The sequence below is a fragment of the Acinetobacter sp. YH12144 genome, assembly GCF_013418345.1.
Taxonomy (GTDB): Bacteria; Pseudomonadota; Gammaproteobacteria; order Pseudomonadales; family Moraxellaceae; genus Acinetobacter; species Acinetobacter amyesii.
Window position 1 is genome coordinate 52,182 of record NZ_VPCD01000004.1, and the last position, 16,349, is coordinate 68,530.

Consider the following 16,349-nt stretch of genomic DNA (forward strand, 5'->3'; position numbering starts at 1 on the left):
TCTGATATTTATATAAAAAGCATACAAATAATAACAGTAAATAACATGATAAATGAAGAAATTTACCCGTTTAATAGCAACAATATCGATCTAATTAACTTGTTTTTAACTCAGCTCTACCAACACATATAGCAGAATTAATACGCGACAGCCTGCAAAGATACATTTGACCTCAAAAATTTCAGCATAAAAAAGCCTCTATTCGTAGAGGCTTTTTTTGGGGAGCTAAGTTCAATCACTTCATCCCAAAAATCAGCTTTAACCCAAGCACTGTCATCACTGCCCCTGCTGCCCGATCAAAACCCGCTTTAAACTTCAAATAGACTTTACGTGGTTTTTCTGCTGACAAAGCCACAGCGACCAATGAGCACCACCCTGCATCGATAAAGAAACACAAAACTGGCAGTACAAAGTAAAAATACGTTGGAATCTCTTTCGGTAAAAGTGCCGTAAAAATACTGGCTAACACAATTGCAATTTTCGGATTCGACAACTGGGTAATTAAACCAGTGGTAAATGCACGACGGAGTGACATTTCCGAACTGCTCGCATCGCCTGCTTCGATGGGTTCTTTGGCATGTTTTATAATTTTAAATGCCATCCAAAGCAGATATAAACCACCACAAATTTTTAAAGCCAAATAAGCAGAAGGTACAGCCAATAAAAATGCCTGCAAACCCAATACCGCTAATAGCCCAAATATTGCAGCGCCTAAACCTGTACCAAGCGCGGTAAATAAACCGTGTTTACGTGAAATCGCAATGGAATTCTTCGCCACATAAATTGACGTTGGCCCCGGGCTCATTGCACCAAGTAATAGTGCTGCCGCAATCGAGCCTAATATCCAAAATGATTCCACTGTCACACCGTTTTCACTTAAATTCGTGGCAATTTTACAGATAGAATCTCTGAATTTCTCCCTATAATTTGCAGTGTTTATTTTAATTGACCAAATTTTTCACTATAAATAACTTGAATACCGCATTAATCCATCGCATGATCGCTAAAAGTACAAATTAATATCAAGACAATGAAATTAGCCGAAGCCCTACTTTTACGCAGTGACTTACAAACTAAATTGGCCTCGCTGCAACAACGAATCAATAACAACGTGCTCATTCAAGAAGGTGATGCACCCAGCGAAGAACCAAATGCTTTAATTCAAGAAGCATTTGCTGTAAATACAGAACTTTATGGCTTAATTGAAAAGATTCACGCCACCAACGCACAGGCTAAAACCAGTTCAGGACGCTGCATGCTTTCGGTCCTCAATGAACGTGATTTATTGACCCAACAGCATCGTATCTTGCAACAAGCGATTGACAGCTCACGCCGTGAAAATGGTCGTTATAGCTCAAGTGAAATCCGTTGGATTAAAACCATTGCAGTGGCAGATTTACAGAAACAAGCCGATAGCATTAGTCAGCAACTTAGACAAAATAACTTAGAAATTCAGGCATCCAATTGGCAAATAGACCTAATAGATTGACCTGATTTAATCAATTGAACCGCGGTTCATTCCAGTTCGGGCATACTGGGCGAGTACAGAGCCTTTTTAAATGTTTGTAAGGCTTTAATCCAACAAACTAAACTGCAGAAGTAAGACGTCTACTTCAAAATGTTCACACATGTGACGTAGCACACTGCATCTGTGACTCTTTACATGTCACGTCTCACTACCGTGTACTGACAGTATGTCCACCCTATTTTTGACGGATCTATCTGCTAGTCGTCATCCGCAGCGGCTTCATTGAGTGCAACATCCTCACGGGGTAATTTATAGTCATGGTCATTTACAGGGACACCACCAATGATCATGGTGCGATGTTCGTTTTGAGGACGATGCAATTCGTCAGTCGTATCACAACCCACCATCCAAAAACTGCACAGGCACAGCATAGGCAGCACAGCCCGACTTAATTTGCTCATTGGATGCCCTCCATTTTTATAATTATCTTGCTTATAAATTCAGCATAGCATTTTTGTGCAGATATTCACCTTATTTATCTGCCGATTTAGGGTCAATTGTCAGGAATTATGTCTCGGCGGTCTTTCCAATGCGGATGCAGATTGATGCTGATAGAAAAATATTTTCTTTTTAAAATAAATAATTTATTCATTTTCTTATAACCACATAGAAGACAAGTTACAAAACTGCTATCGAATACGATTTTATTTCGGACACTTTTGTCCGTTTAATAGCTAGATAAATTTAGAATGATGATGTCAAAGAATAATGTCCACACGTCAACAACTCGCTGCGCAAAACCGAGAAGTACTTTTAGAAGCTGCGATTGAGGTATTCCGTATTCACGGGATCAATGCGCCTTTACAACTCATCATCAATCAGGCTCAAGTTGGACGTGCGACGTTTTATCGTAATTTTAATGACCGTCGTGAGTTGGTACTCGCCTTAATGCAAGCTGCCTTGAACCGACTTGAACAGCGTGCGCTTAATTATGCACAGTTCGATGATGGATTTATTCGCCTCATTCAAGACCATATTTATAATATTCCCTATCTCACGGCTTTAATGGAATATTGGCGTGTGATCGATCGGGATGATCCTGCCATGGTTGAAATATACCAACGACGTGATGCCATTTTGCAACCGATGATTGATCAGGCCATTCAAAATGGTCGCTGCCGAGCAGACTTTAAACCGGCAGACTATGCCATGGTCACCTCCATTTTACGTGCAGCTTTGCAAGGCCATACCGAGGCAGATCAGGAAAAACTCGCCAAACGTGCCGTGGAATTTTTACTACATGGTATTTGCGGGTAACACGTCATGTCCAAATCACCGCGTTTATTGGAACCTGCTCCGGATTGGACACCCGAAGAAAAACCGACTTTGCCCGGCTCTCCGGCTGCCATTGCACATCCCACCTATAAGCGTTTTTTATACTTCTTTATCGGTTTATTTGTTGCGATCTCGGGGAGTTTAAGTAATGGATTTATCACGGCAAATTTACCCCTTCTACAAGGTGAATATGGATTAACGCCTTCAGAAGCGGCATGGATCCCTGCGGCATTTGTTATGGCCAATGTCAGCTCTAACCTGATCTTATTTAAAGCCCGCCAACAATATGGACTTAGGCTATTTTCAGAAATTGGCTTGGTATTATTTATCGCGGTGATGGTGCTGCATTTATTTGTCCATACCTATGAAATGGCAATTTTTGCACGGGTGATCAGTGGCTTACTTGCAGCTCCACTCAGTTCGCTTGGGATGTATTACATCATGCAAGCCTTTAAACGTGCTCATTTTGGTCGTGGGCTTTATCTGGCTTTGGGCTTTCAGCAGTTGGGTATACCGCTGGCATGGATCATGTCGCCCTATCTGGTCGATGTAAATGATTGGTCTATTTTCTATACCTTTGAATTAGGTTTAGCCTTATGTTGTTTGGCGATGGTGGTCTCTCTAAAACTGCCACGCAGTCTACGTATCGAAGTGTTTGAAAAGCAAGATTTATTCACCTTTGCATTATTGGCACCCGGCTTTGCGTTGCTATGTATCGTGTTGACTCAAGGCCCGATTCTTTGGTGGTTTGAAGCTGAATGGTTGGCCTATTTACTCATCGCCGCTTTGATTCTTTTAGTTGTTGGTCTGACCTATGAACATTTTCGGGTCAACCCCCTTATTGTCACACGCTGGCTCGGAACATCGTCTACCGTGAGTTTTATTATTGGTGCCTTTGCCATTCGCTTTCTCATGTCTGAACAAAGCTATGCGGCAGTGAATTTTTTGAAAACCATGGGCATGGGACCCGACCAATTCGTTTCTTTTTATACCGTTGTGCTGATCGGAATTGTCTTAGGCACAGTGTTTAGTGCCCTGACCTTTTCCAAAGAAAAAATTGTGCTTCATCTGCTCGGTGCAGCAGGTCTCGTGCTCTTTGCCTGTGCACTGGATTACCACCTGACCAGTGATGTACGACCGCATGATTTTTATTGGAGTCAGTTTTTGGTGGGCTTTGCTAGTGGCATGTTTATTGGCCCACTTTTGCTTACAGGCATTGTCAGTGCTTTGCAAAAAGGCCCATCGCACATGGTGACGTTTATCGTGCTGTTTTCTGCGACACAGACCTTTGGGGGACTGGTTGGATCATCGTTCTTTTCGACCTATCAGCAAATGCGTACCCAAACTTATCAGGCACAGATTTATAATGATTTATCGCAAACCTCCCCTATAGTCGAACAGCGCCTACAACAATTGGCGCAAAGTGCGCATCAATATTCTTTAGACCCTAATTTAGATCAACAACAAGCCATACGTAGCCTTAATCAAACCATCACTCGAGAAGCCCAAGTTCGAGCCTATAACGATGTGATTTTTTTAAATGGCATATTCGCCGTTTTATTGTTGCTTTGGGGTTTATTGCTGATGGGCAAAAATAAATATCAATTACGCCAACAGCAACGCACGGATAGTAGTTAAAATTTTCCCGACTTAAACAACATAAGCAACCGCCCAATGACCTAATTGATATTGAGAACAACATGACCGAAGACCATAAACCCACTGAGCAAGCAGCACCGCAGCAACCACAAACAGCAACCGCTATGCCTGCGCCATCGAGCAAGCTTATTTCTACGCCGCAGCGTACCCTGGTTTTCATGTTGATTATCCTCTTGTTGGGGATTGCACTGATCTTATGGGCGTGGCGGATTGGTCCATTTCATAACAGTATCGAGTCGACTGAAAATAGCTATGTCAAAGGCAAAACCACGGTGCTTTCATCACAAATTAATGGTTATGTGAAAGATGTTTTGGTGACGGATTTTGATCATGTGAAAAAAGGTCAAGTGCTTATGCATATCGATGCAACGACCTATGATCAAAAAGTCACACAGGCTGAATCTGGGGTGGAACAAGCACAGAACTCACTTGCCAATCAAAGCCAGGCCATTGAACAACGCAGAGCAGATATTACGGCAGCCGAAGCGAAAGTGGACCAATCACGTGCGGCCTATGAATTAGCTCTTGCACAAATGACGCGCTACCAACAACTCGGCAATACTGGCGCTGCATCGAAATCAGAACAAGATAAAGCGATTGCAGACGCTAAAAATAGTTTGGCCCAACTTCATCAAGCAGAAGCCAATTTACTGGTTGCCAAAGAATCATTCAAAACTGCACAAGTTGCAGCGACAGGGCTTAAAGCGCAAGTGAATAGTGCTAAAGCACAATTTGATCAGGCAGTGACCACCAAAGACTACAGCACGATTGTGGCACCTATGGATGGTCAACTTGGCGAAGTCAGCCCGCGTATTGGTCAATATGTTGCGGCAGGCACTCAACTGATGTATTTGATTCCACAGCAGCGCTGGGTGACTGCCAACTTTAAAGAAACGCAAATTGCAGATATGCATATTGGTCAAAAAGCGTGGTTCAGCGTCGATGGCATGAAACATCAAAAATTTTACGGCAAAGTTGAGCAAATCTCCCCTGCGGCTGGTTCTGAATTTAGTGTATTGAAACCTGACAATGCCACAGGAAATTTCACCAAAGTCGTGCAACGCATTGCCGTGAAAATTGCGATTGATCCCAATCAACAAGGTTTGGAAAACTTAAGACCCGGTATGTCTGTCGTGACCTCTGTTGATGTTGCTAGTTAGCGGATGCTGGTAGTGAAGTGCATTAAGTAAAGTTGAGCTGAACAAGATGTAAAGGATTTCATCTTCCGCACCTACCGTTTTACAATGCCTACCTATTTGACCTCTAACCACCAAGATAACGATTACCAACATGTTTGAATCTATCGCCCACGCCATTCCTGAGCAGACTATTCAATATCAAGGGGTTGATTTGTGTATTAAGCGTTTGGACTTGGTACACCCACAAATATCAGGCAATAAATTTTATAAACTCAAATATAATTTTATTGAGGCGCAGAAATTAGGGTTTAAACAGGTGCTTAGCTTTGGCGGTGCTTATTCAAATCACATTGCAGCCACAGCATATGCTGCACATTTATTTGGATTCGGTAGTCTAGGCATCATTCGTGGAGAAGAATTACAACATCAAGCCCGAAATCCTACTTTAGCCACCGCCGAACAGTTTGGTATGCAGCTCAGTTTTGTCACACGCCAACAGTATCGAGAACAGAAACAAGCAGACGCTTTAGCGCAATTACGACAGGAATTTCCCGAACATTATGTCATTCCTGAAGGTGGAACCAATGCATTGGCTATCCGTGGCTGTAGAGAAATCTTAAGCCATGAAAATCAAAAAAATTTTGATCTCATCTGCTGTGCAGTCGGTACAGGTGGAACCATAACGGGCTTGATTGAAGCCAGTGCTGAACATCAACATGTTCTTGGCTTTTCAGCGCTCAAAGGCAATTTTCTTTGCGACGATGTTGCTCAGCTGACGCAGAAAACCAATTGGAGCATCAGTGATGAATTTTGCTGTGGTGGCTATGCCAAAACAACGCCGGAACTTTTACAGTTTATGCATGACTTTGAGCAACGCTATGCGATTCCATTAGAACAGGTCTATACGGCTAAAATGCTGCGAGGTATTTTCTGCATGATTGAGCGGGGTCAAATTACAAGCCATCAACGTGTTTTAGTGATTCATACTGGTGGCCTACAAGGTCGCCTGAAAGGTTCAACCGAAGCGCTAAAAAGCGTATAATCCTGCGTCCTTTCTTCCACGCGGAAACTTACCATGTCGCAAAATCAATATGATGTCCTTGTTTTAGGTGCTGGCGCATCAGGCTTAATGACGGCATTTAAAGCGGCGCAGCGTGGACGCAAAGTTTTGGTGGTTGAAAAAGCTAATAAAGTTGGCAAAAAAATCCTAATGTCTGGCGGCGGTAAATGCAATTTCACCAATTTATATGTCGAACCAGAAAATTATATTTCACATAATCCGCACTTTGTTATTTCAGCATTAACTCGCTATACCAACTGGGACTTCATTGGTATGGTCTGCGAATATGGCATTGAGTACGAAGAGCGCAAACATGGGCAGTTATTTACCCAAAATGGTGCAAAAGAAATTCTCGCCATGCTATTGGCAGAATGTGACAAAACAGGCTTGGTGGATATTAAAACCAACTGTGAAGTAAAAGCAGTCAATGCCTTGCCAGAACAAGGCTTTCAAGTGGCAACCAATCTAGGCTATTTTGAAGCAGAATCGGTGGTTATTGCCAGTGGCGGTCTTTCTATTCCTACTTTAGGTGGTTCAGGAATTGGCTATGAGATTGCCAAACAATTTGGTCATTCTGTCTACCCCACTCGCGCAGGCTTAGTACCCTTCACTTTCTCAGATAGTTTTAAAGAAGTCACCACACGCTTGAGCGGCAATGCTGTTGAAGCCACGTTATCGAATGAGTTAAATAGTTTTACCGAGGCTTTACTCTTTACTCACCGCGGTTTAAGTGGCCCAAGCTCATTGCAGCTTTCAAACTACTGGGATGTCGGTCAACGCTTTAACATCAATTTCCTGCCAACTTTAGATGTTTTAGATTTCCTCAAATCTAAGAAATCTAGTCAACCAAAAGTGTTACTGCGCACACTGTTCAATGAACACTTACCGAAAAGCGTGGTTGTGGAATTACAAAATCTGATTTGGCCTGAACAAGCTGAATTAGCCATTGGCAATATCAGTGATGAAAAACTAGAACTCATTGCAAGCCGTTTAGAAAGCTTTGAAGTAAAACCATCAGGCACTGAAGGTTACCGTACTGCTGAAGTTACACTGGGTGGTGTCGATACCATTGAAGTCTCATCAAAAACCATGGAAAGTAAAAAACAGAAAGGTTTGTACTTTATTGGCGAAGTACTTGATGTAACAGGTCATTTAGGTGGATACAACTTCCAATGGGCATGGGCTTCTGCGCATGCAGCTTCCGAATACGTCTGATCTCGACAAGAATTAATTAAACATAACCTGCAGATGATCTCTGCATAAAAAAGGGCTGATTCATTCAGCCCTTTTTCTTATCCGATCTGATTTATTCAAGATAGTCAGTTTTAAATAATGATACCGACGACGTCGAAGTTCGTTGAATCGTCAAATCCATTTTTTCAACGGCAACTGAAATATGTTGTGGTTGCACACTTGCGGTTTGTTTGAGTGTCGATACTAAAGTATTGAGCATTGAAATTACCCCCATTTTGCCATTCCTTTGCACGGATCATAAGTGTCATTCATGACAGCAATATGAATCCTAAGTTTTTATATTTTAAGTAATATTCCATATATCACTATTACTTAAAATACCAATTTTCGGGTAAATTTCAATCATTATTTTTGGACTGATTGGTATAATTTTTTTCACTGTTTGGCGGTGATTGTTCTGCCTGCTCCAAATTAGTGCGTTTTGATTTTGCAAAAATAAAGCGTCGTGCGCTTGCCAAAAAACCCACCGTGATCCCTGCAATAATCACTGGGGCTAAAAATTTATTCGGTGCTTTTGCCATACAATATTCCTTAATAGAGCATTAAAATCGACCACTTAAGCGTGGCCGATTTTCTAAAGACGGAACAGGTTAATTAGGGTCATCCGGTTTTGGCGGAGTTACAGGTGCCGAAGGTGCATCGACCTGTTTTTCAGCCTCGCCTGTCGATCCAAATGGATTATTTTGTGGTTGATCACTTGGGTTTACATCCAACTGATCTGGCGTGGCCGTTTCTTTTTCACTGACGCCGGGTGCAGCCTGTTGAATGTTTGGATAGCCATCGTCGATTTTCACTTCAGAAGTCATCACAGATGTTGATGGCGTTGGACTCGCTACAGACGATGTAGGCGTATTAAAGGTGGTTTTTGCCTTCGCCTGTTCCTGTACTGGATTCGGTTCGTTGGCTTCACGTTTCGCTTTATCGATAAGATCTGATAACAATCGTTCCGCCGGATTGCGACCACCTAAACCAAAGGCCAAAGCGAAAGCAACTGCAACCGCACCGAGAGTTAAACCAAAGGCCAAATTCACGATCGAGTCGGCAATACCCATGGCACGCAAACCCATGGCAACAACCAAGCCCATAATCAGCACACGAACCAAATTACCTAACCAACGTGAACTGTTATATTCCCCTCGTTGCACCACATTTGCCACAATATTGGCAAGCCAGAAACCCACCACCAAGATTACAGCACCAAGTAAAATACTTGCACCGAACTGGATAAACATAGCAATAAGGGCACTGATTTGCTCAAAGCCTAAACGGTTAGCAGCTTCAGATACCGCAAACAACATGGTGAAAAATACGATCAGGCAACCGACCACATCCGACACTTTGGTATTGCCCAAAAAGCGTTGAATGTCTAATTTTTCTGGTACAGCATCGACACCAGTACCCGAGATCACATCTACCACTAGACGTGCCACAAAACGTGATACCACATAAGCCAAGATTAAGATTAAACCTGCGGCAATGATGTTCGGTATCGCATACATGATCTCATGCAACATGGCTGTTGCAGGCTGAGAAATCGCCTCGATACCAAGTGCTTCGAAAGCCACAATTAAAGCAGTGATAATAACTATAGCAAAGACAAAATTACCCAAAACTTGAGCAAGTTTTGCGTTTTTAAACATGCCCACTTTTTCGACTTGCTGCTGCAAACTCAAACTGTTCACCAAGCCTTCCACGATACCTCGCACAATCTTCGCCAAGATGTACCCCACAAAGACGATGACACCGGCAATAAAGATATTGGGAAGATAAGAAACAACTTCAGTGACCATATTTTGGATTGGGAACAATAGACCGTTCAAACCCAAGATCGATAAAACAATCGGTAGGAAAAGTAACAAAATCAGCCAATATACAATTTCACTGATATTTTGACTGATTGGGCTGACACCAACCTCAGAACTAAGTTTTTCATCGAGTTGGGTTTTATCAAGCAGTTTCTTTGAACCGACTTTGACCAAACTCGCCACGATCCAACCAATAAAACCTACAGCTACCGCAGCCAAGAGCTGTGGAATAAATAACAAGAACTGCTGAATCATGTTACTGAATGGGCCACTGACACTAGTCAAATTCAGTACATTGAGTGCACCAATGACGGCAATGATCAAAATTATCCAGAACACAACTCTGGAGACTATATTTTCAACATTGGAACGGTGCCCAGTTGCATTTGAAAGTTTTTGATTTGTACCTAATTTTTGCAGAACTTTTTTGACGCCAGCAGCAACCAATAAAGCAATGACCCAACCTATCAGGAGAATTGCTACTGCACTTAAAATGGGGTGAAACTGTTCCCAATAATACATGGCATCAAAACGGCCACGCGGACCACCCAGATAATCATTCATACGTTCGCCCTCATTGTTATACATGATCTGTTGTTATGTGCATTTTTACGTATGCCGCGTATCACACAGCATTAATGCTTTGAACTTAAGCTTTCTTTTCCACCTTAGTTTTTGCGTATTTTTTAATCAACCAAAGTATGCATAACTCCAACAAAAGCTCACAATTGAATGTAAAAAAGCCTTGGCATAACCAAGGCTTTATTTGTGTCATTCTGATGAGATGCTTAAGGTTCAGATCTTGCAATCATGTAAATCTGACTCATGTATTTATCATCAATGATCTGTCGCAGTTGCAGTATTTGAATCATTGGCAACAGCTTCATCCCCCGCTGTACCGCTAGTCGTATCATTGGCAGTTGCAGTTTGTGCATTGGGTGCAGGATGATCAGGTGGTGCATCCGAAGCAGACGGTTTCATATCTGCAAACATATAAAACAATAACGCGATTAAGAAGATACCCACTAAAATTAGCATATACACTGGGATACGTTTTTTTTGTGTTGTTTCTTCTGCGCTGGTGGTATGGGGCGGTTTATTAAAATCGTGTGTCATATTCCCCTCGCTATTTTGTTGTTCGTCGTTCACTTTTTATACTAACAATACAATATCCTTTGTTGTGTGAAGAACAATTACAATCCGTGAAAACATGTAACTTGAAAGATCAGTTCAATTTACATCCGTCTTGCTGTTTAAATAGATGACTGATTTTTAGATTTAAAATCAATCGCTAAGGTAAAAATATCGGAGCATGAAATGAATGTACCATTTCAATCGTATTCATTTTCAGAGTATCAAGTGTTGCAAAAATAAATGCTTTTTTGAGCTAGATGGAATTCTCTGCTTTTGATGAATGAAATGAGCTATAATCATGCACCTTATTTTTCACCTGTTATCAAATCTATGGCGTACCATCAACAAGGTGTAACGCTTGATCTTGACACTGACGTCACTCATCAATGTTCCCTTCATTACACTCGTGATCAGCATCTTATTGGCATTATTGAATTTAGTAAGCCAAGTTATGTGTTGAAATGGGGTGATTTGGAATATTTCCGCCGACGTACTGAAGAGTTTTCAGTGATGCCATTCCCTGAATGCATCAATGCGATGGTGATTGATATTCGAAATATTGCGGCTTTTTTAGATAATGAAGTGCCTATTATTCCTTGGCGCTTGCTCGAAGAAGAATGCCCGATTCGCTTAGTTGTTCCCCAAGATCGACTGGAGCATTATGCTGGCTTTTTTGAACCGACTTGGTTGACTTCCGACGTAGACACAGCGATTCAAGAAATTCGTGAATTTATGGATATGTTTGTGCATTAACACGGAGATTAAACTAAAGTTTAATCCCGAAAACCTCCATTTGGAGGTTTTTTTATGCCCTTTTATTTTCATTATCTATTTCACAATAAAATTAAATTATTTTATATTTAATGACTTATAGCAAACTTTCTTATAAAAAATGTTCATAACTTATCCCATTTCTTAGTAACAATTCGGCAATAAATTTTGCTTGAGCCTTGTTCGATTTATCACCTAAGATGTAGAAAATGATCTCTTTTTTATTGTTGAAACATTCTTAAAAACAGAGCAATAAAACTAAATACGTAACAAGATCATAAAAAGTGGATATTAAATCAGGGTAAAAGGAGTTTTAACGATGACGTCAAAAAAACATTTAGCAACTTTGTTCTGTGCAAGTGCGCTCACTTTAGGGCTTAGCGCATGTAGTGACAATAAAGCACCTACAACGGATAAAGCTGCAGGAAGTGAAGCTGCTGTTTCTGACTCAGGGACTTTAGATAAGATCAAAAAATCGGGCACGATTGTTTTAGGCTATCGCGATTCATCGATTCCATTTTCATATATCGCAGATAATCCAAACCAACCTGTGGGTTATGCGCATGATCTTCAATTAAAAGTAGTTGAAGCAGTAAAAAAACAATTAAATCTTCCCGATTTAAAAATCCGTTATAACTTAGTGACCAGCCAAAACCGAATTCCATTAGTTTCTAATGGCACCGTCGACTTAGAGTGTGGTTCAACCACCAACAATAAAGAACGCCAACAACAAGTTGATTTCTCAACAGGTTTCTTTGAAGTGGGTTCACGCTTACTTACTGCAAAAGACTCTGGGATTAAAGACTTCGCTGACCTTAAAGGTAAAAAATTAGTCACCACGGCAGGAACTACATCTGAGCGTTATATTCGTCAACATGAAAAAGAGTTAGGTATTGGTGAAGTCATTTCTGCCAAAGACCACGCTGAGTCTTTCCTCATGCTACAAAATGGTCGTGCAGCGGCATTTATGATGGATGATATTTTGCTGGCGGGTGAAAAATCGAAAGCCAAAGATCCAAATAAATGGGAAATCGTGGGTACAGCACCGATTCAAGAAATTTATGGTTGTATGCTACGTAAAGGCGATACTGGCTTTAAACAAGTGGTTGATGATGCAATCAAAGCGACCTATAGCTCTGGTGAAATCAATGACATGTATAAAAAATGGTTCCAAACGCCAATTCCACCAAAAAATATCAATTTGAATTTCCCGATGTCTGATCAATTAAAAGCATTGATTAGCAATCCACATGACCGTGACGAATAACTTTCCCTAAACATTCTAAAGATGCTTAAGCCAAACGGATTTTGGCTTAAGCTCATTATAGGGAGTTCCTATGAATTATAGCTGGAATTGGGGTGTGCTGTTCCAATCTACAGGTGTAGGTGATTCGACCTACCTGAATTGGATTTTAATTGGGATCGGCTGGCTGTTTGTCATCGCTTTGGTGGCATGGAGCATTGCGATGGTGCTTGGCAGCATCTTGGGTATTATGCGTACCCTACCGAGTCCTGTAGCACGAGGTATTGGTACGGCCTACGTGACTATTTTCCGAAATGTACCCTTATTGATTCAACTGTTTATATGGTTCTATGTTGTACCCAACTTCCTCCCCGATGCGATTAAAAGCTGGTGGATGAATGACCTTGGGGCAAATACGACCGCCTTAATTTCTGCAAGTGTCGGCTTGGGTCTTTTTACAGCTGCACGAGTCTGTGAGCAAGTCAGGACAGGTATTGAAGCGCTTCCTTTGGGGCAAACCAATGCAGGTTATGCCATGGGATTTAGTACGGCTCAACTATACCGCTATGTGATCTTACCGCAGTCATTCCGCACGATTTTGCCACCTCTCAGCTCTGAGTTGACCAACTGTGTCAAAAACACCTCAGTCGCGTCTTTGGTCGGTGTTGCAGAAATCATTTCGCAGATGAAAACCATCAGTGAATACACGCAAAACACCATCGAAATTTATACCTACGTCACCATTATTTTCATCGTGATCAACATCTGTTTAATTGGTTTCATGAATTTTCTGGAAAAACGCCTACGCGTTCCTGGCTTAATTGCAGGAGATAAATAATGGAATGGCTCAGTTCTTTTATTCAAGACCTCCAAGCGTCTGGCCCTGCACTATGGCATGGTTTCAGCATCACGCTAAAAGTGGTGATCACGGCAACCATTGGTGGTGTCTTTATTGGGACTTTATTGGCGTTGATGCGCCTGTCCTCGATTAAAGTATTTAATATTTTTGCTAAAGGCTATGTGAACCTTTTTCGTTCTATTCCTTTGCTCTTGGTGCTGATGTGGTTCTACTTTGCCGTACCCTTTATCTACACAGGGATTACAGGTAACTATCTGACGATTGATACTGCCCTCGTGTCGAGTATTGTGGCCTTCATGCTATTTGAAGCGGCTTACTTTTCAGAGATTGTCCGTGCCGGGATTCAGTCAATTCCTAAAGGTCAAACTTCTGCAGCTTATGCTCTCGGTATGAGCTATAGCCAAGCGATGCGCTTAATTATTTTGCCGCAATCTTTTCGCAAAATGACGCCACTGCTTTTACAGCAAACCATCATTCTGTTCCAAGATTCAACCATGGTATATGCCATCGGACTGTTAGACTTTTTCCGCACCAACTATGTTCGAGGCGACCTCATGTCATTGTTAACTCAATACATTCTGTTTGCCGGTCTGGTGTATTTCACTATTAGTATGATCGCTACCTATGCAGTTAAAAAATTACAACGGAGGTTAAGTGTATGACCGATCAAAAAACGATGATTGACCTCCAAAATGTCAGTAAATGGTATAAAGATTTTCAAGTGCTTACCGATTGCACGACTCAAATTAAACAAGGTGAAGTGGTTGTCGTGTGTGGACCTTCAGGTTCAGGCAAATCAACGCTCATTAAAACCGTCAATGGACTTGAGCCTTTTCAAGCCGGTACGATTTTAGTCGACGGTATTTCCATTAATGACCCAAAAACCGATTTAAATAAATTGCGTAGTCGTGTCGGTATGGTGTTCCAGCACTTTGAACTGTTTCCACATTTATCCATTACCGAAAACCTGACCATTGCGCAGGTTAAAGTCTTGGGTCGATCAGAAGCCGAAGCCAAGAAAAAAGGCTTGGCTTATTTAGATCGTGTGGGTTTGAGTGCGCATGCCGCTAAATTTCCTGCACAGTTATCAGGTGGACAGCAACAACGTGTTGCCATTGCACGTGCGCTCAGTATGGACCCGATTGCCATGCTGTTTGATGAACCAACTTCGGCACTTGATCCAGAGATGATTAACGAAGTGCTTGATGTAATGGTGGGTCTTGCCAAAGAAGGTATGACCATGATGTGTGTAACCCATGAGATGGGCTTTGCTCGTCAGGTTGCAGACCGAGTGATCTTTATGGATCAAGGAAAAATTGTAGAAGACTGCAGCAAAGATGATTTCTTTAATGCTCCTCGTGGTGAACGAGCGCAGCAGTTCTTAAATAAAATTCTGCATTAACATCAAAACGTTTATTTAACTGATGTTACGAAGTAACATCAGAAGCGTAATTTGATTCAAATAAAAGTACGATACGCGGTAACGTCATCCGCAAGTGTTTGAGATAGAACTTCTTCTAATCAAAAATGTTTTTGCGATACTTTAGATAATTAGACGCTTGTGAACGAGTTTTGTCGGTGAGGTGATTGCACCGCAAGATGGTTTCCTTGCGAAGCACGCTTCTCATTTTGCCTAATGAGAAGCGTGCTTCGTAAGAGTACCTCCAGCCGAAGGCTAATCACTTTATTCATTCCCTTGATGTAAGACTCCGTCGAATTGGCTTAAAAATCATTTTAAAAATGCAAAATTACTTTTGCATGCGTAACATCAGTTATTTAATTTCCGAAAATAAAAAGCTCATCCATCGATGAGCTTTTTTTCATGGCAGATTACCAATAATTTTCTACAGCAATATTGCCTTCACCACGACGGTTCATAGTCAAACCACGCGCCTTTAATGCCGCCTTGGTGTCATCAACCATTTGTGGATTACCACACAACATGACATGCGTCGTTTCCACATTAAACGCTAAGCCTGCCGCCTGTTCTAACTCGCCATTTTCAATTAAAACTGGTAAACGGTCATGCAGCGGTGCATTTGGATCACGTGTCACAATAGGTATAAATTTGAAGCCCGTATGCCCTTCGCCAAAGGTCTCGGAGATTTCTTGAATACGCTCGACATAAGCCAGTTCTGATGCTGTACGCACACTGTAGACTAGATTAATTTTTTCGTATTTAGACCACGTTTCAAAGTCTTGTAGCATTGATAAAAATGGTGCAAGACCCGTTCCTGTCCCCAACAGCCATAAGTCCTTTGGCAATGGCAACTGATAACGCGCCAAGGTGAGGAAGCCATAAGGGACTTTTTCTAAATACAGCTCATCGCCCACTTGTAGATGCTGCAAATTTGAAGTAAACGCACCATCTGGAACGACGATAGAGAAAAATTCTAAAGTTTCATCAAAAGGTGACGACACCACAGAATAGGCACGAACCACCAATTCATCGCCCACTTTCAAACCAATTCGTGCGAACTGACCAGCGGTGAATTTAAAATGTGCAGGGCGTGTCATGGTAAAACTGAACAAAGTATTGGTCCAACGGTGTACAGATAAAACCTTTTCTAAGCTAAATTTTTCAATTGACATGATTTGAACGTGGCGTGACAGACTGTGCTC

Annotated in this window: 18 protein-coding genes; 11 read left to right on the forward strand and 7 right to left on the reverse strand. The window is 41.6% G+C overall.

Features of this window, described 5'->3' with window-relative positions:
- Positions 1 to 235: 235 nt before the first annotated feature.
- Entirely contained in the window at positions 236 to 859 is a 624-nt protein-coding gene (locus FTU79_RS03955) for a LysE family translocator (protein WP_180007513.1), read from the reverse strand.
- 171 nt (positions 860 to 1,030) lie between these two features.
- On the opposite strand from FTU79_RS03955, the gene FTU79_RS03960 reads away from it, so the two are divergent.
- Positions 1,031 to 1,489 carry a DIP1984 family protein gene (locus tag FTU79_RS03960; protein ID WP_168378581.1) on the forward strand — a complete coding sequence of 153 codons (459 nt, stop codon included), beginning with the start codon at positions 1,031 to 1,033 and terminating at the stop codon, positions 1,487 to 1,489.
- A gap of 236 nt (positions 1,490 to 1,725) precedes the next feature.
- Here FTU79_RS03960 and FTU79_RS03965 read toward each other — a convergent pair whose 3' ends face one another.
- Positions 1,726 to 1,929 carry an NF038215 family lipoprotein gene (locus FTU79_RS03965; protein WP_078191077.1) on the reverse strand — a complete coding sequence of 68 codons (204 nt, stop codon included), beginning with the start codon at positions 1,927 to 1,929 and terminating at the stop codon, positions 1,726 to 1,728.
- Between the two features lie 307 nt (positions 1,930 to 2,236).
- On the opposite strand from FTU79_RS03965, the gene FTU79_RS03970 reads away from it, so the two are divergent.
- The 5 genes from FTU79_RS03970 to FTU79_RS03990 all read left to right on the forward strand — a co-directional run bounded on the left by FTU79_RS03970 (position 2,237) and on the right by FTU79_RS03990 (position 7,876).
- Positions 2,237 to 2,785: a TetR/AcrR family transcriptional regulator gene (locus FTU79_RS03970; RefSeq protein WP_180007512.1), complete on the forward strand. Its 549-nt coding sequence runs from the start codon at positions 2,237 to 2,239 to the stop codon at positions 2,783 to 2,785.
- A gap of 6 nt (positions 2,786 to 2,791) precedes the next feature.
- On the forward strand, positions 2,792 to 4,441 hold the full coding sequence (locus FTU79_RS03975; RefSeq protein WP_078192276.1) for an MFS transporter: 1,650 nt from the start codon (positions 2,792 to 2,794) through the stop codon (positions 4,439 to 4,441).
- A 62-nt stretch (positions 4,442 to 4,503) separates the two neighbouring features.
- A complete protein-coding gene (locus tag FTU79_RS03980) occupies positions 4,504 to 5,622 on the forward strand; it encodes an HlyD family secretion protein (protein WP_180007511.1) in 1,119 nt (372 codons plus the stop codon).
- Positions 5,623 to 5,752: 130 nt separating this feature from the next.
- On the forward strand, positions 5,753 to 6,643 hold the full coding sequence (locus FTU79_RS03985) for a 1-aminocyclopropane-1-carboxylate deaminase/D-cysteine desulfhydrase (protein ID WP_180025847.1): 891 nt from the start codon (positions 5,753 to 5,755) through the stop codon (positions 6,641 to 6,643).
- A gap of 33 nt (positions 6,644 to 6,676) precedes the next feature.
- The gene (locus FTU79_RS03990) at positions 6,677 to 7,876 is read left to right on the forward strand and encodes an NAD(P)/FAD-dependent oxidoreductase (protein ID WP_180007509.1); all 1,200 of its coding nucleotides are present in this window, start codon (positions 6,677 to 6,679) and stop codon (positions 7,874 to 7,876) included.
- Positions 7,877 to 7,967: 91 nt separating this feature from the next.
- On the opposite strand, the gene FTU79_RS03995 is transcribed toward FTU79_RS03990, so the two are convergent.
- The 4 genes from FTU79_RS03995 to FTU79_RS04010 all read right to left on the reverse strand — a co-directional run bounded on the left by FTU79_RS03995 (position 7,968) and on the right by FTU79_RS04010 (position 10,836).
- A complete protein-coding gene (locus FTU79_RS03995) occupies positions 7,968 to 8,129 on the reverse strand; it encodes a hypothetical protein (RefSeq protein ID WP_162689753.1) in 162 nt (53 codons plus the stop codon).
- A 124-nt stretch (positions 8,130 to 8,253) separates the two neighbouring features.
- The gene (locus FTU79_RS04000; protein WP_180025849.1) at positions 8,254 to 8,436 is read right to left on the reverse strand and encodes a hypothetical protein; all 183 of its coding nucleotides are present in this window, start codon (positions 8,434 to 8,436) and stop codon (positions 8,254 to 8,256) included.
- 69 nt (positions 8,437 to 8,505) lie between these two features.
- Positions 8,506 to 10,284, reverse strand: coding sequence for a mechanosensitive ion channel (locus FTU79_RS04005; protein ID WP_180007507.1), 1,779 nt, complete (start codon positions 10,282 to 10,284; stop codon positions 8,506 to 8,508).
- A 273-nt stretch (positions 10,285 to 10,557) separates the two neighbouring features.
- The gene (locus tag FTU79_RS04010; RefSeq protein ID WP_078191085.1) at positions 10,558 to 10,836 is read right to left on the reverse strand and encodes a hypothetical protein; all 279 of its coding nucleotides are present in this window, start codon (positions 10,834 to 10,836) and stop codon (positions 10,558 to 10,560) included.
- Between the two features lie 348 nt (positions 10,837 to 11,184).
- On the opposite strand from FTU79_RS04010, the gene FTU79_RS04015 reads away from it, so the two are divergent.
- From FTU79_RS04015 to FTU79_RS04035, 5 genes are all read left to right on the forward strand, one after another.
- A complete protein-coding gene (locus FTU79_RS04015; protein WP_078191199.1) occupies positions 11,185 to 11,607 on the forward strand; it encodes a hypothetical protein in 423 nt (140 codons plus the stop codon).
- Positions 11,608 to 11,944: 337 nt separating this feature from the next.
- Positions 11,945 to 12,892, forward strand: a complete 948-nt coding sequence (locus FTU79_RS04020; RefSeq protein ID WP_180004747.1) for a transporter substrate-binding domain-containing protein — start codon at positions 11,945 to 11,947, stop codon at positions 12,890 to 12,892.
- Positions 12,893 to 12,962: 70 nt separating this feature from the next.
- Positions 12,963 to 13,706 carry an amino acid ABC transporter permease gene (locus FTU79_RS04025; RefSeq protein WP_180007506.1) on the forward strand — a complete coding sequence of 248 codons (744 nt, stop codon included), beginning with the start codon at positions 12,963 to 12,965 and terminating at the stop codon, positions 13,704 to 13,706.
- Entirely contained in the window at positions 13,706 to 14,389 is a 684-nt protein-coding gene (locus tag FTU79_RS04030) for an ABC transporter permease subunit (RefSeq protein WP_168378570.1), read from the forward strand. The genes FTU79_RS04025 and FTU79_RS04030 overlap by 1 nt, the downstream gene beginning before the upstream one ends.
- Positions 14,386 to 15,129: an amino acid ABC transporter ATP-binding protein gene (locus FTU79_RS04035; RefSeq protein WP_078191089.1), complete on the forward strand. Its 744-nt coding sequence runs from the start codon at positions 14,386 to 14,388 to the stop codon at positions 15,127 to 15,129. Before FTU79_RS04030 ends, FTU79_RS04035 begins: the two co-directional genes overlap by 4 nt.
- Before the next feature lie 428 nt (positions 15,130 to 15,557).
- Here FTU79_RS04035 and FTU79_RS04040 read toward each other — a convergent pair whose 3' ends face one another.
- Positions 15,558 to 16,319 (reverse strand): ferredoxin--NADP reductase, encoded by a 762-nt coding sequence (locus tag FTU79_RS04040; protein WP_180009329.1) that lies wholly within the window; start codon positions 16,317 to 16,319, stop codon positions 15,558 to 15,560.
- Positions 16,320 to 16,349 lie beyond the last annotated feature (30 nt).